The sequence below is a fragment of the Streptomyces sp. NPDC053673 genome, assembly GCF_055585225.1.
The window spans coordinates 47,222-63,492 of the sequence record NZ_JBVJKN010000013.1 but is presented as its reverse complement, the minus strand read 5'-3'; the positions used below and the strand labels follow the sequence as shown (position 1 = coordinate 63,492).

The following is a 16,271-nucleotide window of genomic DNA, read 5'->3' as shown; positions in this document are numbered from 1 at the left end:
CCCATGACTGCCACGACTGCTATGACTGACTTCACCTTCAGCTGCACCGGCGTTCGCGCCGACCCGTACGCCGCAGGGCCCACCCTCGTCTTCCGGCTACGGATCACCGCATCCGGAGGAACCAGGGTCCACGCCCTCGCGCTGCGCTGCCAGCTGCGCATCGAACCCGCCCGCCGTGGATACGAGCCCGACGAGGCCGAAGGCCTGACGGATCTCTTCGGAGAGCGCTCACGCTGGGGCAGCACGCTCCACCCGGTGCAGTTCGCGCAGGTCTCCCTCATGGTTCCCGGCTTCACCGGGGAAACCGAGACCGACCTCGTGGTGCCCTGCACGTACGACATGGACATCGCCGCGACCCGCTACCTCCACGCGCTGTCCGGCGGCGACGTACCCCTGCTCATGCTCTTCTCGGGCAGCGCCTTCACCGGACCCGGCGGATTCCACGTCGAGCCCGTCCCCTGGGACCGGGAGACGACCGTTCGGATGCCCGTGGAGGTCTGGCGGGAGATGGTCGAGCAGCACTTCCCCGGCTGCGGCTGGATCCGGCTGCCCCGGGCCACCATGGACGCCCTGCTCGCCTTCCGGTCGCGGAGGGCGCTGCCGTCCTGGGAGGCGACGGTGGAGGAGCTCCTTGACGTGGCTGACATGGCCGGCGCGGACGGCGCGGACGGCGCGGCGGGCGGGAGGTCGGCACCATGACGACCGCGGCCTTTCCCCCGGCGACGCACGTGCGGCTCGCCATCGCCCGGCAGGTCGCCGACGCCGTGCTCTTCGAGGGCTATGTGCTGTACCCGTACCGGGCGTCGGCGGCCAAGAACCGGCTGCGCTGGCAGTTCGGGGTGCTCGTGCCGCCCGCGTGGAGCGCATCCTGCGAAGAGCACGAATTCCAGCACACCGAATGCCTGATGGAACCGAAACGCGACGCGGCCCTCGCGGTCGAGGTGCGCTTCCTGCACACCCAGCGCCGCATCGTCCAGCAGACGGACGACGACGGCGGTTTCGTGACCGTGCCCGAGCTGCACCTCGACGACCGCGTCCTGGTGCCCTGGGACGAGGGCGTGGAAGAACGCGTCGAACTGGCCATCCCTGTAGCCGAGCTGGCGGGGGACGGAGTGGCCTTCCCCTTCACCCGGCCCGCGCGTGAGGAGACCGAAACCGTACGGGACGGCGAGGGGCGGACCGTGGGGCGGCTCGTCCGCCGTCGCGAGGAGATCAGCGGTGTCGTACGCCTGACCGCAGCCGAACTCGACGGTCCCTACCGGGCGATGCGGCTGACCGCCGTCGTGGAGAACACCAGCGCCTGGGCGCCCGGGCCCGGCGCCGAACGGGACGCCGCCCTGCCGCACTCCCTGGTTGCGACCCATCTGCTGCTGTGCCTGGACACCGGAGCGTTCCTCTCGATGACCGACCCGCCCGAGTGGGCCAGGGCGGCGGTCGCGTCCTGCCGGAATCTGCACACCTGGCCGGTCCTCGCGGGCGAACGGGGCCGTGCGGACCTCGTGCTCTCCTCGCCCATCATCCTGGAGGACCACCCGGCCATCGCGCCGGAGAGCCCGGGTGCCCTGTACGACGCCACCGAGATCGACGAGATCCTCGCGCTGCGCACCGCGGCCCTCACCGACGAGGAGAAGCGCGAGGCCAGGGGCACCGACGAGCGGGCCGCGGCCGTGATCGACCTGGCCGACTCCATGCCCCCCGAGGTCCTGGAGCGCCTGCACGGCGCGGTGCGCAGCCTGCGGGAGGTCACCGGTCCCGCCGATCCCGCCGAGCACGGAGTCGTACGGCCAAAGACCCCCTGGTGGGATCCCGGCAGCGACGCGAGCGTCGACCCGGCCCGCGATCACGTCATGATCGACGGGCGGCCGGTGAGCGCGGGCAGCCGGGTCCTGCTGCGGCCGGGCCTGCGTCACAGCGACGCCCAGGACCTGTTCCTGCACGGCCGCAGCGCGCAGGTCGAGGCCGTCCTGCACGACGTGGACGGCGGTGTGCACATCGCGGTGACCGTCGAGGGCGATCCCGGTGCCGACATCCGCCGCGAGCAGGGCCGGTTCCTGTACTTCCAGCCCGACGAGGTCGAAGCCCTGGAGGACGTGTGAATGGCCCCGCACAGGACAGTGCCCGGACGCTGGTCGCGGGTGTCGGCAACGTCTTCCTCGGTGACGACGGCTTCGGCGTCGAGACCGTGCGCCGGCTCACCGAGCAGCCGCTGCCCGGCCATGTCGAAGTGGCGGACATCGGAATCCGGGGCGTCCACCTCGCGTACCAGATCCTCGACGGATACGACACGCTCGTCCTCGTCGACGCGACAGCGCGCGGCGGCGCACCCGGAACGCTGTATCTGATCGAGCCCGGAACGCCGGACGGCCGCGGAGCGCAGAGCGTGCCCCTCGACGGCCACCGGATGTCGCCCGACGCCGTCCTGGCCCTGCTGGACACCCTGTGCGCGGGCACCGGCAGCACGCCGCCGCGCCGCACCCTCGTCGTGGGCTGCGAACCCGCCTGCGTCGACGAAGGCATCGGACTCAGCCCGCAGGTGGCCGCCGCGGTTCCGGAGGCCGTACGGATGGTCACGCAACTGGTGCAGCACGAAGCCGTGAAATGAGGACAACCATGAAGAAGAAGCAGAAGGCCAAGACCATCATCGGCGGCGCCGCCGCCGCCACCGCACTCGCGGTTCTCGTGAAGGGGCTCTTCCCCGACATCAAGCGGTATGTGCGCATCCGCACGATGTGACGAGGGCTTCGGGGGCCCGCGTGTGCGCGGTCACCCCGGGGGCTGAACCGAACGGCGTACGCAGCCGTGTGCTCCCGGCGTGCCGGTCGGCCGGAGCCGGGTCCCCGCCTTGTAATGGGCGCGAACGGCCGACCGCTGCGCAGGACGGAGACCGATGCACGAGATGTCCATCGCGCTGGCCGTCGTCGACCAGGTGGAGGAAGCCGCGCGCGCCCATGGCGCCACCGCGGTGCGGACCGTGCGACTCCAGGTCGGCGAGCTGGCCGGAGTGGTCCCCGGCGCACTCGCCTTCTCCTTCGAACTGGCCTGCGCCGGAACCGTGCTGGAAGGCGCCGAACTCGTCGCGGAATCCGTCCCCGGCCGGGCCCGCTGTGAACCGTGCGCGGACGACTGGGCGGTGGGCATGCCCCCGCGGCTGTGCTGCCCGGCGTGCGGCCGGGCGACCGCCGAACTGGTGTCGGGCCGTGAGCTGCGCATCACCGGCGTGGAGTGGGACGACGACCCGGCGGACGGCCGCATCCGCGCATCGATCACCGAGGAGAGCTGACCCATGTGCCGAGTTGTCGATCTGCAGCAGGCGGTGCTCGCCAAGAACGACGCGACAGCGCACACGCTGCGCACGGAGCTGGCCGCCCGCGGCACGACGGTCGTCAACCTCCTGTCCAGCCCCGGCAGCGGGAAGACCGCCCTGCTGGAAGGCGAACTGCTCCTCGCACGGGAACGGGGCGTGCCGGTCGCGGCCCTGACGGCCGATCTGGCCACCGAGAACGACGCCGTACGCCTGGCCCGTTCGGGCGTCCCGGTCAAGCAGGTGCTCACCGACGGGCTGTGCCATCTGGAAGCCGGGATGCTGGCCGGGCAGCTGGACGGCTGGCTCCCCATGGACACCCGGCTGCTGTTCGTGGAGAACGTCGGCAATCTCGTCTGTCCCGCCTCCTACGACCTCGGTGAATCGCTCAGAGTCGTCCTCGCCTCGGTGACCGAGGGCGAGGACAAGCCGCTGAAGTACCCCACGGCCTTCGGCCTCGCCCACCTCGTGGTGGTCACCAAGACCGATATCGCGGGCGCCGTCGCCTTCGACGAGGCGGCGTTCCGTGCCCATGTCGAACAGGTCAACCCCGGTGTGGACGTGGTCCTGACGTCCGTGCGCACGGGGGAGGGCGCCGGAGAGCTGCTCGACCGGGCCATGGCGGCCGCCGAGGGCGCCGCCGTCCACGCGCCGGTCATGGCGCGGGCCCGCTCGTGACCGCCACACATCAGGGCATCGCCACCGCGCAGACGGCACAGCGGCGCCGGGTCACCGTACGGGGCGTGGTGCAGGGCGTCGGATTCCGCCCGTTCCTCTACACCCTTGCCACCGGGCTGGATCTGACCGGGCATGTGACCAACACCGGGGACGGCGTCGTCGCCGAGGTGGAGGGCGCGCCGCTCGCCGTGGCCCGGTTCTGCGCCCGCATCGCCGAGGACGCCCCGCCGCTGGCCCGGATCGAATCCGTGCACGACCAGGAAGTACCCCCGACGGGCGGAAGCGGATTCAGCATCGTCGCCTCCGAGCCTGCGGACGGCCCCGTCCGCACCCTCGTCTCCCCGGACACGGCCACGTGCGCCGACTGTCTCGCCGAACTCTCCGCCCCGGGCGACCGGCGCCATCGGCACCCCTTCATCACGTGCACGCACTGCGGGCCGCGCTTCACCATCGTCACGGGCCTGCCGTACGACCGCGACCACACGACGATGGCCGGCTTCCCGATGTGCGCGGACTGCGCCCGGGAGTACGCCGATCCGGCCGACCGCCGATTCCACGCCCAGCCGGTCGCCTGCCCCGGCTGCGGGCCGCGGCTGCGGCTGACCGTGGCGCCCGCCGCCCCCGGGCTGCGGCCCCGGCACGTGATCGCCCGCGACCCGAACGACCGGAGCCTTGACGGACCGCGCGAGGCGGACCCGGTTGCCGAGGCGCGCGAGCTGTTGTCCGAGGGGGCGATCCTCGCCGTCAAGGGCCTCGGCGGCTACCACCTGGCCTGCGATGCGACCAACGCGGGGGCGGTGGCGATGCTGCGCCGCCGCAAGTGCCGTGGAGACAAACCGTTCGCGTTGATGGCCAGGGACATCGCCGATGTCGAGCACATCGTGCATGTCGGCGTCGCGGAGCGGGAGTTGCTCACCGGCGGTGTCCGGCCGATCGTCCTGATGCGCCGCCGGGCCGAACCCCTGCCGCGGCCCGGGGCCCCGCGGCCCGCGGCGGCGGTCGCCCCGGGCAGCCCCGACCTCGGCGTCATGCTCCCCTACACCCCGCTGCACCACCTGCTCCTCGGGCTCCCCGGCGACGAGCAGACGGCACCCCGCCTGCTCGTCATGACCAGCGGCAATCTCGCCGGGGACCCGATCGTCACCGACGACGAGGACGCACTGGAACGGCTGGCCCCCCTGGCCGACGCCTGGCTGATGCACGACCGCCCCATCCATGTGCCGTGCGACGACTCCGTGGTCCGGGTCTGCGACGGAGAACCGCTGATGCTGCGCCGCTCACGCGGCTATGCCCCGCTGCCGCTCACGCTGCCGGTCTCCGTGGAGCCGGCCCTCGCCGTCGGGGGCGACCTCAAGAACACCCTCTGCCTCGGTGAGGGCCGCAAGGCCTGGCTCTCCGCCCACATCGGCGACATGGACGACCTGGCCACGCAGGACGCCTTCGCGTGCGCCGAGGACCAGTTGGAGACGATCACCGGCGTGCGGCCCGGGCTGCTGGTGGCCGACCGCCACCCCGGGTACCGCTCCGGGCAGTGGGCCACTCGCCACGCCGGGCACCGGCCGCTCCTGCGCGTCCAGCACCACCACGCCCATGTCGCGGCCACGATGGCCGAGCACGGCCTGGACGGCGGCCGGCCGGTGATCGGGGTGGCCTTCGACGGCACCGGCTACGGCGACGACGGCGCGGTGTGGGGCGGGGAGATCCTGCTGGCGGACTACGCCGGATTCATCCGGTACGCGCACCTCGCGTACGTCCCGCTCCCCGGCGGCGACGCGGCGGTGGAGCGCCCGTACCGTATGGCACTCGCGCATCTGCGTGCGGCAGGCATCGAGCGGGCCGGGGACCTGCCCTGTGTGAAAGCCTGTCCGCCGGGCGAACTTCGCCTGCTGGAACGTCAGTTGGAACGGAACCTGAACTGCGTTCCCACCTCCAGCATGGGCCGGCTGTTCGACGCCGTCTCCTCCCTGGCGGGCGTGTGCCACCGGGCCGGATACGAGGCCCAGGCCGCCATCGAGCTCGAAGCCGCCGCGGTGACCGCCGTCGGCGGGAACGGCGACGGTTACGCCTTCACGCTGTGCCCGCCGGATCCCGGGACCGCGGCCGCGCTGACCGCCGATCCCGCACCCGTGCTGGCGGCGGTCGTCGACGACGTACGCGCGGGCACCCCCGCACCCGTCGTCGCGGCGCGCTTCCACGCCGCGGTCGCCCGTCTCGTCCATACGCTCTGCGCCGGCGCACGCGAGCGGCACGGCCTGGAGACCGTGGCCCTGACCGGGGGAGTGTTCGCCAACGTGCTGCTCTCCTCCGCCTGCGCGGGAGCGCTGCGGGCGGACGGGTTCACCGTGCTGCGCCACCGAAGAGTCCCCCCGAACGACGGAGGGCTGGCGCTCGGCCAGCTCGTCGTGGCAGCACAACAGCGAGGAGGAACGGATGTGCCTGGCGGTACCCGGCAAAGTACTGGGCATTGAGGACCGGGACGGCACCCGCATGGCCACCGTGGACTTCGGCGGGGTGGTCAAGGAGGTGTGCCTGGAGTATCTGCCGGACCTTCAGGTCGGCGAGTACGCCATCGTCCATGTGGGATTCGCCCTGCAACGGCTGGACGAGGAGTCGGCACGGCAGACGCTGAAGCTCTTCGAGAGCCTGGGAATGCTCCAGGAGGAGTTCGGCGACCCCTGGGAGCTGGCAGGTGCGGAGGCAGGCGCGGCGGAGCGGCCCGCCGACGGCGGAGCGCCGCGGGAGGCACAGCGGTGAAGTACATCGACGAATTCCAGGACCCCGCGCTGGCCGAGCGGCTGCTCGACGACATCCGCGCCACCGTGACCCGGCCCTGGGCGCTGATGGAGGTCTGCGGAGGTCAGACCCACACCATCATCCGGCACGGCATCGACCAACTCCTCCCGGACGAGATCGAGTTGATCCACGGCCCGGGCTGTCCGGTGTGTGTCACACCGCTGGAGGTCATCGACAAGGCACTGGAGATCGCCTCCCGCCCCGGGGTGATCTTCTGCTCCTTCGGCGACATGCTCCGGGTGCCCGGCACCGGACGAGACCTGTTCCAGGTGCGCGGCGAGGGCGGCGACGTACGCGTGGTCTACTCGCCCCTCGACGCACTGCGGATCGCCCAGCAGAACCCCGGCCGTGAGGTCGTCTTCTTCGGGATCGGATTCGAGACCACCGCACCCCCCAACGCCATGACGGTGTGCCAGGCACGCAAACTCGGCATCCCGAACTTCAGCCTGCTGGTGTCCCATGTGCGCGTGCCCCCGGCGATCGAGGCGATCATGCGGTCCCCGAGCTGCCGCGTGCAGGCCTTCCTCGCCGCCGGTCACGTCTGCAGCGTGATGGGCGTCGGTGAGTACCCGGAGCTCGCCGAGCGGTACCGGGTCCCGATCGTGGTCACCGGATTCGAGCCCCTGGACATCCTGGAAGGCGTGCGCAGGACGGTCCTGCAGCTGGAGCGCGGCGAGCACACCGTGGACAACGCCTACCCCCGTGCCGTCAGGCCCGAGGGGAACCCGGCCGCACGGGCCATGCTGGACGACGTCTTCGAGGTCACCGACCGCGCCTGGCGCGGCATCGGGGTGATCCCCGACAGCGGCTGGCGGCTGTCCTCGCGCTACCGGGAGTACGACGCCGAGCACCGCTTCTCGGTGACCGGCGTCGACACCCGTGAGCCGGACGCCTGCCGCAGCGGCGAGGTCCTGCAGGGCCTGCTGAAGCCCCATGAGTGCGAGGCGTTCGGCACCACCTGTACCCCGCGCACGCCGCTCGGAGCCACCATGGTCTCCAGCGAGGGCGCGTGCGCCGCCTACTACCTCTACCGGCGGCTGGACCTGACGGCCGCGTCCCTGGAAGGCAGCCCCGTTGTCTGAGACCACCCAAGCACCGGACCTCCTGGCGTGGACGTGCCCCGTTCCGCTGCGTGACCAGCCCCGTGTGGTGATGGGCCACGGCGGTGGCGGTGCCATGTCCGCCGAACTGGTCGAGCACATCTTCGCCCCGGCCTTCGGCGGGACCGTGCTCGCCGGTCTCGGCGACTCCGCGGCGCTCGAACTCGGCGGCGCGCGGCTGGCGTTCTCGACCGACTCCTTCGTGGTGCGGCCGCTGTTCTTCCCCGGCGGCAGCATCGGCGACCTCGCCGTCAACGGCACGGTCAACGACCTCGCCATGAGCGGTGCCAGGCCCGCGTATCTCTCCTGCGGATTCATCCTCGAAGAAGGCGTCGAGCTCGCGGTCGTCGCCCGCGTGGCCGATGCCCTCGGCGCCGCCGCCCGCGCGGCCGGAGTCGAAGTGGCCACGGGCGACACCAAGGTCGTGGAAGCGGGCCACGGCGACGGCATCTTCATCAACACCTCGGGCATCGGCCTCATCCCGCCCGGTGTCGATCTGCGTCCGCAACGCGTCGCCCCCGGCGATGTCGTGATCGTCAGCGGTGCGATCGGCGTCCACGGTGTGGCCATCATGAGCGTGCGTGAGGGCCTCGAGTTCGGCGTGGAGATCGAGAGCGACTGCGCCGCACTCGGCGGCCTGGTCGAGGCGATGCTCGCGGTCACCCACGACCTGCACGTCCTGCGCGACCCGACGCGCGGCGGACTCGCCGCGGCCCTCAACGAGATCGCGGTGGCCTCCGGCACGGGCGTCGTCGTCCAGGAGCGCGCCGTCCCGGTCCCGCCCGCCGTCGCCAACGCCTGCGCCGTGCTGGGCCTGGACCCGATGTACGTCGCGAACGAGGGCAAGCTGGTGGCGTTCGTCCCGCGCGAGCACGCCGACGCGGTCCTGGCGGCCATGTGCGCGCACCCCCTGGGCAGGGAGGCCGCGGTGATCGGCGAGGTGGTCGAGGCACACCCCGGGATGGTGGTGGCCCGCACCGGACTCGGCGGCACGCGTGTCGTCGACCTTCCGCTCGGCGAGCAGTTGCCGCGCATCTGCTGAACCCTCGGATCGATTCCTTCGCATCGAGACCTTTCGCATCCATGACCTTCTGGATCCAGCCTGAGGTGGGCGAGGCGTCGCCGTTCGAGGTGACCGTGCGCTGAGGCGGCTCCGTACCGCGCTCGCGGGCCGGTGAGGGTTCACGGTCGTCGTTCCTCGCGAGTAACCGCCGCCGCGGCTTGCCCGCCCAGCCGGGACCGGAGTTCTCGGCCGCCCGTCCCGGTGGTGCACGGGAGGCCGTCCTGGCTACGTACGGAACGTCGCTTTTCCGGCCGGGGGTTGTCCACGGCGGAGCAGGACCCGGTACGGCCGCGCCCCTAGCCTCACCGGAACAACGTGATCAGCGCGGTCAGCACGCACCGCGCGAACCGCGGTCAGCACGAACGACGAGGGGCGGCGCCGGTGAACTGGCTCATCCGTGACTACCGCGAGAGCGATCTCGCGGGAGTGGTCCATCTGATCGACACGACGGCCGAGCTCGGGCAGGAGTCGGTCTTCTCGCTCGCCGAATGCATCGGCGCCCTCACCTCCCGGCAGCCCGCCGTCGTCGCCGTCCACCAGGGCGTGCCCATCGGCGCGGCCCTCGCCACCGTGGCGGGGGAGCGCGCCTGGGTGATGCGTATCGCGATCTCCTCGGCCTGGCGTGGCCGGGGTCTGGCCAGCGCCCTGCTCGTGGAGCTGGAGCGGCGGCTCGTCGCCGCACGGGTGGGCCGGATCGCGTACGTCCTGCCCGAGGAGGAGCTGCTGGGCGAGGGGCTGCTCAACGCCGGCTACACACGCCGGCCTGCGGTCGCGTACTTCGAGAAGAGTGAGCCGGTCCACGGCCCCGCGGCCAGTCTGCTGGAGGACCTCGGCGGACGGTTCCTGGCAGGGGACCTGTGGGCCAAGGTGGCCGGCATGGAAGCGGAGAAGGACCTCATCGAGCGGCGGGTGGTCCTGCCGCTCGCGCAGCCTGAACGGGCCGCCCGGCACGGGGTCAGACCGCCGCGGGCCATCGCCCTGTTCGGTCCGCCCGGGACCGGGAAGACCACCTTCGCCCGGGGAATCGCGTCCAGGCTCGGCTGGCCGTTCGTCGAGCTGCTGCCGTCCCGGCTGGCCGACGAGGGCAATCTCGCGGCCGCGCTGCGCAGCGCGTTCGCCCGGATCGCGGAGCTCGAACGCGTTCTGGTCTTCATCGACGAGGTCGAGGAGATCGCCCCGGTCCGTACCGAGCCCGCCCAGCCCGGCGGGATGCACGGCGTCACCAACGAACTGCTCAAGCTCATACCCGGCTTCCGGGAGGGCGACGAGCGTCTGCTCGTGTGCGCCACCAACTCCGTACGGTCGCTCGACCCGGCGTTCCTGCGCCCGGGGCGGTTCGACTATCTGATCCCGATCGGTACGCCGGACAAGGCGGCGCGCACGGCGATCTGGTCCCGGTACACGGACGGCCGGTCCGACGTGGATGTGACGGCGCTGGTCGCAGCCAGCGAGCAGTTCACACCGGCGGACATCGAGCATGCGGCCCGGATCGCCGCCCAGACCGCTTTCGAGCGGGATCTGCACGCGATCGCGGGCGGTGCGGCGGAGCGCCGGGCGCCGGGCGCGAGTACCGAGGACCATCTCGCGGCCATCGCCCAGTGCCGGCCGACGGTGACACCCGCGATGATCGAGCAGTTCGACGAGGACATCACCGCCCACGCGCGCCTCTGAACGCCGGTGCCACTCGGTCGTCGTACCGGCACACAGCGATCGAAATAGTGCTAAAAGTCGGATAATGGCCATTCAGGTAGTGGTCATTCAGGCTGATGCCGGACACGGCGTGCGGCTTCACGGCAGAGGAGAGCGACATGGGCCGGGACGATGTGTTTGAGCTGGTCTTCGCCGGCGCGGGGGCCGAGCGGGCGCGGGGGAGCGAGGACGCGGTGGTGGTGCACCGCACGGATCGCAAGGGGGCCGGCGGCCATCCGATCTACACCGACGACACCGGCATCGTGCAGGCGGAGATCAGTGACCGCGGTGAGGTGCGGATGATCGCGAGCGGCGCTCATCAGCAGCCTCCTTCCGGCGTGGAGGCCCGGCCCGTCGTCCAGCCCTAGGGCTGGCCGGGACCGGCCCGCCCGCCCCCTTCGTACAGTCCCTTCGTGCGGCCCCGGCCCGCTCCGGTCCGTCGGGGTGCAGCCTCACCACGCCAGTTCTTCGTCGAACGCCATCACCGGTTCCTCCGGCAGCGCCCCGCCCGGTGCCAGTTCCGCCCAGATGATCTTGCCGGGGCTCACGTAGCGCGTTCCCCAGCGCTGTGAGAACTGCGCCACCAGGAACAGGCCACGGCCACCCTCGTCCGTCGTGGCGGCGCGGCGCAGATGCGGAGAGGTGTTGCTGCCGTCGGAGACCTCGCAGATGAGCGTGTGGCCGTACAGCAGGCGGGCCGTGACCGGCTCGGTGCCGTAACGGAGGGCGTTGGTGAGCAGCTCGCTGAGGACGAGTTCGGTGGCGAAGGTTGACTCCTCGAGACCCCACTCGGCGAGCTGCCGCCCGGCCTCGGCACGCACCCGGGACACGGCCGACGCGTCGAACGGCACCTCCCAGACGACGGACCTGTCCGAGGCCAGCAGACGCGTGCGGGCGACGAGGAGTGCGATGTCGTCGCTCGGCTGGTCGGGAAGGATCGCGTCCGTCACGGCACGGCAGGTCTCCTCGGGCGTCAGTCCCGGCGGGGCGATCGCGGTGCGCAGCAGCTCCAGTCCCTCGTCGATGTCCCGGCTGCGGTCCTCGACGAGGCCGTCGGTGAAGAGTACGAGCCGGCTGCCTTCCGCCAGGTCCAGCTCGGTCTCCTCGAACGGGTGCCCGCCGATGCCGAGCGGCGGTGACACCTGCAGCTCCGGATACGTCACCCCACTGCGTGGATCGACCAGGGCCGGCCCGGGGTGCCCGGCGTGCGCGAGGGTGCAGCGGCCGCTGACCGGGTCGTAGATCGCGTACAGGCAGGTCGCACCGGTCACCGGAGCCCGGTCCTCCTCGGTCGGCTGGTCCGCGTCGATGCGCATCACCAGATCGTCGAGGTGGGCCAGGAGATCGGCCGGCGGCAGGTCCAGGGACGAGAAGTTGAGTACGGCCGTGCGCAGCCGGCCCATCGTGGCCGCCGCGTGCATGCCGTGCCCGACCACATCGCCGACCACGAGAGCGACCCGCAGACCCGGCAGGGGGATCACGTCGAACCAGTCACCCCCCACCCCGGCCTGGGCCGGCAGATAGCGCCAGGCCACCTCCAGGGCATCCTGCTGCGGCAGATCGCGGGGCAGCAGGCTGCGCTGCAGGGTCACCGCCATCGCGTGCTCACGGGTGAACCGGCGCGCGTTGTCGATCGCCACCGCCGCCCGGGCCGCGAGCTCCTCGGCGAACGAGGTGTCGTCCTCGTCGAACCGCGGCACGTCGCCCGACCGCCAGAAGTTGACCAGGCCGAGCACGACGCCGCGGGCCTGGAGCGGCACCGTGATCAGCGAGCGGATCCCGTACTCCAGCGCCTGCCGTGCCCCCTCCGGGTCCTCGCTCCCCCAGGTCTCGGACGCGCTGAGATCCGGTTCGAGCAGCGCCCGGCCGTTGTCGAGCGCCGTGGTCATCGGGGTCACACTGATCAGGATCAGATCGTCGACCGGCTGGAGCGGATGGTCCTCACGGATGCCGCTGAGAGCCGCCCGCCGCATTTCACCCAGTGCGCCCGTCGGCTCATCGCCGCGCAGGACGGGATCGAGCAGCTCCACCGTGACGAAGTCGGCGAACCGGGGAACGGCCACGTCCGCGAGTTCCCTCGCCGTCCGGCGCACGTCCAGTGTGGTGCCGATCCGTACGCCTGCCTCGTACAGCAACGTCAGACGCTCCCGGGCCACCTCCGCCCGTCCCGACAGAGCCCGCAGTTCGGTGGTGTCACGGAGGCTCGCGACCACTCCCGGCACCCCGCCGTACGGGGCCGTGGGCCGGGTGTTGACGGCCAGCAGCCGGTCTCCGGAGAGGAACACCTCGTCGGAGGCCTCCTCACCCGCCTCCAGCAGCCGGGTCATTCCCGGGCCCAGGTTCAGCTCGGTGACATGCCGACGGTCCGCGTCGGCGGGCAGATCGAGCAGCCGGCGCGCCTCGTCGTTGGCGAGGACGAGCCGCCCGTCGCCACCGATGATCATGACGCCCTCGCGCACCGCGTGGAGAACCGCGTCATGGTGTTCGTACATCCGGGTCATCTCGGCCGGGCCCAGGCCATGGGTCTGGCGCCGCAGCCGCCTGCTGACCAGCGCCGCGCCTCCGGTGGCGAGCGCCAGCGCGCCCGCGGCGGACGCGAGCACGAGCGGCAGCTGCCGGTCCAGCAGATCGCGGACGTTCGCGATCTGGATGCCCGCGCTGACCATGCCGACGACGCGTCTGCTGGGGTCCATGACGGGGACGACGGCCCGTACCGCGTCGTGCGGCCGGCCCTCGAACGACTCGGTGAACGCTTCTCCCGCGGCCGCCCGCGCGAAGTCGCCCTCCGCGCGCTTTCCGATCAGTTGCGGTTCCGAGTCCGTGTAGCGGATCCCGTCCTTGCTCAGCACGCTGATGAAGTCGACCCCCGAGCCCCGCTGGGCTTTGTCGGCGGCGGGCTGCAGGATGGCTGTCGGGTCGGGGGACTGCAGCGCGGCTGCCGTGCCCGGTGCGTGCGCGAAACTCTCCGCCGCGGCCAGCGAACGGTTGTGGGCGTCCTGCTGGCTGTCGTAACGCGCCTGCAGGACCAGGGCGACCGTCGCGCCGACCACGAGCAGGATGATCACGAGCGCCTGCAGCAGAAAGACCTGTGTGGCGAGGCTGTGCATGCTCAGCCCGGTTCGCAGACTCCGCCGCCACCCCGGGCGGGCACGCTGATCACGTGACCGCGGGCGGCTGGACGGCATGACCGCCGTCAGCCAGGACCGGCGGGGACGTCCGATCATGTCCCAGTTCTAACACCGCGCCACCGTCCCGGGCGACCGGTCGTGGCCCGCCCCGCCGTACGAGGACCGGTGCGTTCCGGTACGGGCGGGTTCCGCGCGTGGGTCGAAACGGAAGACACCCGTTCGGGGGTATGCCGGACTGCCCGGGCCACGCTTGCGGGTAGTCGACGGCACATGCCCTTCAGATTCGGTGTGCCGGAAGATGACGAGGCGCACCCCGGTCGCTGGTTCACGCGGCTCCACCAGCGCGTGCAGACCTCGGTGGTCGGGCTCGCCTGGAACCGCGGCCGTGAGATGGAGCTGATGCACCGTGCCATGGGTTTCGCGGCGCTGAGTTTCCTCACTCTCGTGCCGCTGCTGGTCGTCGTCGCGGCGGCCGACCTGGCGAGCGGTCAGGGCTTCGCCAAGTGGCTGGTGCAGGGGCTCGGAGTGTCGCAGGTGTCGCAGGAGGAGGTCGAGCAGCTCTTCGGCAAGCCGGGGCAGGCCCTGCAACGGACCACGGCGCTCGGTCTCGCCGCCCTCGCCGCGTTCGGCGTGACCTTCGGATCCGCCGTGCAGACCGGGTACGAGCGGGCGTGGGACCTGCCGACGGCTCGCTGGCACACCATGTGGCGCCATGTCGTCTGGCTGGCCGTACTGATCTGCGCACTGCTGCTGTTCGTCTCGACATCCACGCGCGAGGCGGCGTCCGCCCCGGAGACCGCCCTGGTCGCCACGGGGGACGTGTTCGGTGCGTTCCTCTTCTTCTGGTGGTCGCAGTGGCTGCTGCTCTGCGGCCGTATCCGCTGGCGGGCGCTGGCGCCCGGAGCCGTGGCGACGGCGCTGGGGCTGCTCGGGCTGCGGGTCTTCTCACAGTTCGTGTTCTCCCCGCTGATCGCGTCGAACGCGGTGACGTACGGCCCGTTCGGAACCGTGCTGGTTCTTCAGTCCTGGCTCGTCGGAGTGGGATTCGTCGTCTACGGAGCGGCGCTGGTGGGGCGGCTCTTCCACGAGCAGCGGGTACGGAGCAGGCTCACGGCGGAAGCACGCACACAGCCACCGGAGTACTGAAACCGAACGGTGATCCCGCCCAGGCCGATACCGGGCCCGTCGTGCCCGGCAGGCCGGTGCCGGTCCCGCCGCCCCCACCGAGGCGTACGTGCCCAGGGGGAGCGGGCGGAACCGGAGGGACGCCGAACACGACGCGCGGTTTCACCCCGTGACGAGACCGTCCGCCACCAGCCCTTCGAGGACCGCCTCGCCCAGCGCGTGCACCGCCGACTGCGGGCGGACCATCACCGTGAACTCCTTGACCTTGCCCGCCTCGTCGAACTGCAGCAGGTCGATGCCATGGATCTCCCGGCCCTTCACCGTCGCCCGGAACACGAGGATCTCCGACGGTGCCTCGGTGCCGTCCGTGCTGGTCCGGGCCGTGCCGGCGAACTGTCCGACGTAGCGGAAGTCTTCGAAGGTCCGCAGCAGCACGCCGAACAGACCGATGACCATCGGCTTGCCCTCGAACGGCGTGAACTTGACGGGGCTGTAGAGGCGGATGTCCTCGGTGAACAGGTCGTCCAGCGCTCCGAGGTCGCGCTGCTCGACGGCGGCACGGAAGCGTTCAGCGGTCTCCATGGTGTGTCCCCTCGTCCCGGCGGCGTGTCGTCGCGCGTTCATCGCCGCACCCGGTTCGGCCCATACCTACTTACTCTTACTCAAGAAACTGACTAGTCAGATCCTTGAGTATGATGGGGCATGCGGACGACGAAAGGGAAGGGGTGGCGACGATGGCCCTGCGACACGCCGTACTGGCGGCGCTGCTCGACGGTGAGTACAGCGGGTACCAGCTGGCCAAGGCATTCGACGTCGGCGTCGCCAATTTCTGGCACGCACTGCCTCAGCAGCTGTACGCCGAGCTCACCCGCCTGGAGAAGGAAGGCCTGGTCGCCGGACGCCAGGTGATCCAGGAGAACCGCCCCAACAAACGTCTGTTCCGGGTCACGGACGCAGGCCACGAGGAGCTGGAGCGGTTCGCCGCCGCCGTGTCGAAGCCGTCCTTCATCCGTGACGACCTGCTCGTCAAGGTCCAGGCCGCCGACCGGATCGACACCGGACCCGTGATCGATCAGCTCGAGGAGCGAGCGACCGCGTCCGAGGCCAGGATCGAGCTGTTCGGCACGATGCTGCGGAAGATGCGCGGAGCTGCCGACGAGGAGGAGTTCCTCGCCCGGGGCGAGCGCGTCGGACCGTATCTGACCTGTCTGCGCGGCCTGGCGTTCGAGCGCGAGAACAGGGACTGGTGCCGTCGCATCGCCGCCGTACTCCGGGCGCGGGAGGCGGCGGGCCGCGCCGCACAGTGAGCGAGTGGCGAGCGCCGCGCCCATGACGTCACCAGGCGGCCGTCGCGCCCCGGAAGTAAAATGAAAGACGGTTTCCGCAGGGCGCTG

At 71.5% G+C, this 16,271-nt stretch carries 16 protein-coding genes; 14 read left to right on the top strand and 2 right to left on the bottom strand.

The window, feature by feature from the left end; all coding sequences use genetic code 11:
• Window positions 1-21 precede the first annotated feature (21 nt).
• The 12 genes from ACZ6ZQ_RS19895 to ACZ6ZQ_RS19840 all read left to right on the top strand — a co-directional run bounded on the left by ACZ6ZQ_RS19895 (window position 22) and on the right by ACZ6ZQ_RS19840 (window position 10,992).
• Entirely contained in the window at window positions 22-699 is a 678-nt protein-coding gene (locus ACZ6ZQ_RS19895) for a DUF6084 family protein (RefSeq protein ID WP_469769929.1), read from the top strand.
• Complete coding sequence (locus tag ACZ6ZQ_RS19890) at window positions 696-2,096, top strand: nucleoside-diphosphate kinase (protein WP_469769820.1); 1,401 nt, start codon at window positions 696-698, stop codon at window positions 2,094-2,096. The genes ACZ6ZQ_RS19895 and ACZ6ZQ_RS19890 overlap by 4 nt, the downstream gene beginning before the upstream one ends.
• Window positions 2,093-2,602, top strand: a complete 510-nt coding sequence (locus ACZ6ZQ_RS19885; RefSeq protein ID WP_469769819.1) for a hydrogenase maturation protease — start codon at window positions 2,093-2,095, stop codon at window positions 2,600-2,602. Before ACZ6ZQ_RS19890 ends, ACZ6ZQ_RS19885 begins: the two co-directional genes overlap by 4 nt.
• 8 nt (window positions 2,603-2,610) lie before the next feature.
• Entirely contained in the window at window positions 2,611-2,733 is a 123-nt protein-coding gene (locus tag ACZ6ZQ_RS19880) for a DUF6893 family small protein (protein WP_469769818.1), read from the top strand.
• A gap of 154 nt (window positions 2,734-2,887) precedes the next feature.
• Entirely contained in the window at window positions 2,888-3,280 is a 393-nt protein-coding gene (locus ACZ6ZQ_RS19875; RefSeq protein ID WP_469769817.1) for a hydrogenase maturation nickel metallochaperone HypA/HybF, read from the top strand.
• Between the two features lie 3 nt (window positions 3,281-3,283).
• Entirely contained in the window at window positions 3,284-3,979 is a 696-nt protein-coding gene (gene hypB, locus ACZ6ZQ_RS19870; protein ID WP_469769816.1) for a hydrogenase nickel incorporation protein HypB, read from the top strand.
• Entirely contained in the window at window positions 3,976-6,447 is a 2,472-nt protein-coding gene (gene hypF / locus ACZ6ZQ_RS19865) for a carbamoyltransferase HypF (RefSeq protein ID WP_469769815.1), read from the top strand. Before hypB ends, hypF begins: the two co-directional genes overlap by 4 nt.
• Window positions 6,410-6,733, top strand: a complete 324-nt coding sequence (locus ACZ6ZQ_RS19860; protein ID WP_469769814.1) for a HypC/HybG/HupF family hydrogenase formation chaperone — start codon at window positions 6,410-6,412, stop codon at window positions 6,731-6,733. The genes hypF and ACZ6ZQ_RS19860 overlap by 38 nt, the downstream gene beginning before the upstream one ends.
• Window positions 6,730-7,854: a hydrogenase formation protein HypD gene (gene hypD, locus ACZ6ZQ_RS19855; RefSeq protein ID WP_469769813.1), complete on the top strand. Its 1,125-nt coding sequence runs from the start codon at window positions 6,730-6,732 to the stop codon at window positions 7,852-7,854. The genes ACZ6ZQ_RS19860 and hypD overlap by 4 nt, the downstream gene beginning before the upstream one ends.
• Before the next feature lie 70 nt (window positions 7,855-7,924).
• Window positions 7,925-8,914, top strand: a complete 990-nt coding sequence (gene hypE / locus ACZ6ZQ_RS19850; protein WP_469769928.1) for a hydrogenase expression/formation protein HypE — start codon at window positions 7,925-7,927, stop codon at window positions 8,912-8,914.
• A gap of 402 nt (window positions 8,915-9,316) precedes the next feature.
• Window positions 9,317-10,606 (top strand): ATP-binding protein, encoded by a 1,290-nt coding sequence (locus tag ACZ6ZQ_RS19845; RefSeq protein ID WP_469769812.1) that lies wholly within the window; start codon window positions 9,317-9,319, stop codon window positions 10,604-10,606.
• 137 nt (window positions 10,607-10,743) lie between these two features.
• The gene (locus ACZ6ZQ_RS19840; protein ID WP_469769927.1) at window positions 10,744-10,992 is read left to right on the top strand and encodes a DUF6296 family protein; all 249 of its coding nucleotides are present in this window, start codon (window positions 10,744-10,746) and stop codon (window positions 10,990-10,992) included.
• 84 nt (window positions 10,993-11,076) lie between these two features.
• On the opposite strand, the gene ACZ6ZQ_RS19835 is transcribed toward ACZ6ZQ_RS19840, so the two are convergent.
• Window positions 11,077-13,809 carry a SpoIIE family protein phosphatase gene (locus ACZ6ZQ_RS19835; RefSeq protein WP_469769926.1) on the bottom strand — a complete coding sequence of 911 codons (2,733 nt, stop codon included), beginning with the start codon at window positions 13,807-13,809 and terminating at the stop codon, window positions 11,077-11,079.
• 213 nt (window positions 13,810-14,022) lie between these two features.
• Between ACZ6ZQ_RS19835 and ACZ6ZQ_RS19830 the strand changes: the two genes are divergently transcribed.
• On the top strand, window positions 14,023-14,898 hold the full coding sequence (locus ACZ6ZQ_RS19830) for a YhjD/YihY/BrkB family envelope integrity protein (protein WP_469769811.1): 876 nt from the start codon (window positions 14,023-14,025) through the stop codon (window positions 14,896-14,898).
• A gap of 141 nt (window positions 14,899-15,039) precedes the next feature.
• On the opposite strand, the gene ACZ6ZQ_RS19825 is transcribed toward ACZ6ZQ_RS19830, so the two are convergent.
• On the bottom strand, window positions 15,040-15,459 hold the full coding sequence (locus ACZ6ZQ_RS19825; RefSeq protein ID WP_469769810.1) for a nuclear transport factor 2 family protein: 420 nt from the start codon (window positions 15,457-15,459) through the stop codon (window positions 15,040-15,042).
• 152 nt (window positions 15,460-15,611) lie between these two features.
• Here ACZ6ZQ_RS19825 and ACZ6ZQ_RS19820 point away from each other — a divergent pair, with 152 nt between their 5' ends.
• Window positions 15,612-16,184: a PadR family transcriptional regulator gene (locus ACZ6ZQ_RS19820; protein ID WP_469769809.1), complete on the top strand. Its 573-nt coding sequence runs from the start codon at window positions 15,612-15,614 to the stop codon at window positions 16,182-16,184.
• The last annotated feature ends 87 nt before the right edge of the window (window positions 16,185-16,271 follow it).

What these genes read in the sequence shown, in the direction of transcription:
- ACZ6ZQ_RS19895 (WP_469769929.1), top strand. Translation starts at nt 22, where the DNA reads ATGACTGACTTCACCTTCAGCTGCACCGGCGTTCGCGCCGACCCGTAC.
- ACZ6ZQ_RS19890 (WP_469769820.1), top strand. Translation starts at nt 696, where the DNA reads ATGACGACCGCGGCCTTTCCCCCGGCGACGCACGTGCGGCTCGCCATC.
- ACZ6ZQ_RS19880 (WP_469769818.1), top strand. Translation starts at nt 2,611, where the DNA reads ATGAAGAAGAAGCAGAAGGCCAAGACCATCATCGGCGGCGCCGCCGCC.
- ACZ6ZQ_RS19875 (WP_469769817.1), top strand. Translation starts at nt 2,888, where the DNA reads ATGCACGAGATGTCCATCGCGCTGGCCGTCGTCGACCAGGTGGAGGAA.
- hypB (WP_469769816.1), top strand. Translation starts at nt 3,284, where the DNA reads ATGTGCCGAGTTGTCGATCTGCAGCAGGCGGTGCTCGCCAAGAACGAC.
- ACZ6ZQ_RS19860 (WP_469769814.1), top strand. Translation starts at nt 6,410, where the DNA reads ATGTGCCTGGCGGTACCCGGCAAAGTACTGGGCATTGAGGACCGGGAC.
- hypE (WP_469769928.1), top strand. Translation starts at nt 7,925, where the DNA reads ATGGGCCACGGCGGTGGCGGTGCCATGTCCGCCGAACTGGTCGAGCAC.
- ACZ6ZQ_RS19840 (WP_469769927.1), top strand. Translation starts at nt 10,744, where the DNA reads ATGGGCCGGGACGATGTGTTTGAGCTGGTCTTCGCCGGCGCGGGGGCC.
- ACZ6ZQ_RS19835 (WP_469769926.1), bottom strand. Translation starts at nt 13,809, where the DNA reads ATGCCGTCCAGCCGCCCGCGGTCACGTGATCAGCGTGCCCGCCCGGGG.
- ACZ6ZQ_RS19830 (WP_469769811.1), top strand. Translation starts at nt 14,023, where the DNA reads ATGCCCTTCAGATTCGGTGTGCCGGAAGATGACGAGGCGCACCCCGGT.
- ACZ6ZQ_RS19825 (WP_469769810.1), bottom strand. Translation starts at nt 15,459, where the DNA reads ATGGAGACCGCTGAACGCTTCCGTGCCGCCGTCGAGCAGCGCGACCTC.
- ACZ6ZQ_RS19820 (WP_469769809.1), top strand. Translation starts at nt 15,612, where the DNA reads ATGGCCCTGCGACACGCCGTACTGGCGGCGCTGCTCGACGGTGAGTAC.